We start from the raw sequence: 2,524 nt of genomic DNA, 5'->3' as shown, positions 1-2,524 counted from the left end.
CTGGGCGGTTCGCCGGTTGCCGAATGACGTGCCGCTGCCGTTGTTTGAATTCGCCGCCGCGCGCGAACAGCCTGACGAGCATGCGCCTCCGTTGCCGCTGATGCCGTTGTCGGAGCAGGTGGTGGCCGATTATCAAACCATCCGGCTATCGCTGAAAGGCCATCCGATGGAATTCTTGCGGCCGATGTTCATGAAAGAGGGTGTCATCCCCTGCGAAGCCGTTTCGCATGCCAATGACAGCCAACGCGTCCGCTGCGCCGGCGTGGTGCTGGTTCGGCAGCGGCCGGGCAGCGCCAAGGGCGTCGTGTTCATGACGCTGGAGGATGAAACCGGCATTGCAAATATCGTGGTGTGGCCGAAGGTGATGGAGCGCTTCCGCAAGGAAGTGATGGGCGCGCGGCTGGTTCTGATTGAAGGAGTTATTCAGAGCAGCCCGGAAAAGGTCGTCCATCTGGTGGCCGATCGGTTATTCGACCGTTCGCCTGATTTGATGAATCTGGACAATGACGCGCTTGGTCGGCGGCAGATATTGACTTCCGCCGCGGCGCCGGGCGAACCATTCAACGACGATCGCCGCGAACATCCTGACAACCCAGCCCAGAAAATCCGCCACCCGCGCAACGTCCGCATCCTGCCGCGGTCAAGGGATTTTCATTGAGGTGTGTGCTGGTGTGCCCCGGATGCCGCGCAGCGCGCCGTCCTTCGCGGCGTGGTGCGCTGCTGAGCCGGGGCCTTAACGGCACGCGGTGTTCTTGACGGTCCCGGTTTGCATGTTGTTGTCGTCTTCCTGAAGGAAGACAGGACGCCGGCGGGACCTCGCGGTCCCGGTAGATCTTGACGATCGTGCAGATCTGGAGGCCCGCCGGCGTTTCTGGGGTCCGGGCACGAACGGTAGGAAGGGCTGTACGCCCGTATGCAATCCGGTGCTCGTTACGGACCCCTTCTGTAAGATGAGGGAGGTCGATATGAACGGCAAGCGGTTGATCGGGGTCGATATCGGAAAGTCCTGGCTGGATGCGGCCGTGGAAGGCATCGAGCCGGTGCGGCGCTACGGCAATGATGCGGCCGGAATCGCAGCTTTGGTCGAGAAGCTTGATCCGGCATCGGACATCGTGGTGTTCGAGCGCTGCGGAGGCTGGGAACGGAAGCTGGAGGCAGCGCTGGCGGACAAGACAGTGGCCTGGGCAGTCGTTCACTCCCAGCGCGTGAAGGCTTTCCGCACGGCGCAAGGCATCAAGGCCAAGACGGATCGGATCGACGCGCGGCTATTGCGGGATTTTGGCCGTGACCGGTTGAATGCCGGCCAGTTGCGGCTTGGCCGCCGGGAAGATATCACGCTCGATGTGTTGATAGCGCGGCAGCGGCAGCTCAAGGCCATGCTGCATGCCGAGAACTGCCGCCTGGCCACAGCGGCGCTGGAAGCGGTTGGCGCCTCGATCGAGCGCATGGTCGCTCATCTCGAGGAAGAACTCGCGGCGATCGAAGCCGAACTTGTGCGGTATGAACACGGACACCCCGAACCATCCTTCAAGGAAGAGGTCCTGTGCAGCCAGATCGGCGTGGCTAAAGCGACGGCGCGATCTCTGCTGGCGGAACTGCCCGAGCTCGGCCGGCTCGATCGCAAGGAGATCACCGCGCTCGGCGGGTTGGCCCCGCGGGTCCACGAGAGCGGCAGCATTCGCAAGTGCCGTGGCCTGGCCCCGGGGCGCAGGGCCATCAAGGTCATCTTGTTCAATCCGGCACGCACGGCGATGCGCTGCGACCCCGAAATCAAGCAGTTCTGCAGCGGCCTGCGGGCACGCGGCAAGCCCGGCAAGGTCATCATGGTGGCGGTGATGCGCAAGATGCTGGTGCGGCTGAACGCGCTGCTGCGGGATGCAATGCGCCAGGCTCCAGCCGCAACCGCGGCACAATGAGGCGTCGATCACGGCAGGCCACTTGCGGCAGCGAACGCAGGCGGTCAAGGCTGGCCGCAGGCCACCGCCGCAGGCGGGGCGCAGCCGCCTTGACCGCCGAGCACGATGCCGCAGGCTTGCAGCCGATCTACCCTCTTGACAACCAACACGGTAGATCTGCGGAGCGGCATGAAGAATGCCGCACCGCGTCCGGGACGCGGAACTCACCTCTCCCGCTTCGTCGAACTGCCCCAGTTCTTCAGCGACGACCACACACCGCGGCTCAGCCTGAAGCGATCGACCGGGGTGGACGATCCCAGCGCGTCGAATCGGTGCAGCTCGACGCCGGTCCACTGGAAGCCGCACTTCTCCAGGATGTTGCGCGAGGAGGGATTGCTCACCCGGGCGCCGGCGCAGAGGTGCTCGACCTCGAATTCCTCGAAGGTGAAGTCGATCACCGCGCGTGCGGCCTCGGTGCCGAAACCCTGGCCCCAATAGTCCACGCCAAGCCAGTAGCCGAGTTCGGGTGCGCCCGGCTCGCGCCAGTCGATGCCCACCATGCCGACCGCTGCAGCGCCGCACTCGATCAGGAAAACCGTATTGCGGGGCTCGATGGCCAACGAACGCAC

General features: G+C 64.4%; 3 protein-coding genes. 2 read left to right on the top strand and 1 reads right to left on the bottom strand.

Annotated elements, in window-relative coordinates:
* Window positions 1-658, top strand: a 658-nt coding sequence (locus VGP39_RS22955) for an OB-fold nucleic acid binding domain-containing protein (protein ID WP_327570386.1), incomplete at its 5' end; no start/stop codon positions are given.
* Window positions 659-950: 292 nt separating this feature from the next.
* Window positions 951-1,916 carry an IS110 family transposase gene (locus VGP39_RS22950; RefSeq protein ID WP_327570385.1) on the top strand — a complete coding sequence of 322 codons (966 nt, stop codon included), beginning with the start codon at window positions 951-953 and terminating at the stop codon, window positions 1,914-1,916.
* 203 nt (window positions 1,917-2,119) lie between these two features.
* On the opposite strand, the gene VGP39_RS22945 is transcribed toward VGP39_RS22950, so the two are convergent.
* Window positions 2,120-2,524, bottom strand: a 405-nt coding sequence (locus VGP39_RS22945; protein ID WP_327570384.1) for a GNAT family N-acetyltransferase, incomplete at its 5' end; no start/stop codon positions are given.

Origin of the sequence: Bradyrhizobium sp. (assembly GCF_036009065.1) — a bacterium.
GTDB lineage: Bacteria > Pseudomonadota > Alphaproteobacteria > Rhizobiales > Xanthobacteraceae > Bradyrhizobium.
Note: the sequence above shows the minus strand (reverse complement) of the source record. Positions and strands in the feature narration are given on the sequence as shown.

Excerpts from the sequence above, each read along its gene's own strand:
- VGP39_RS22950 (WP_327570385.1), top strand. The coding sequence starts at position 951 with ATGAGGGAGGTCGATATGAACGGCAAGCGGTTGATCGGGGTCGATATC.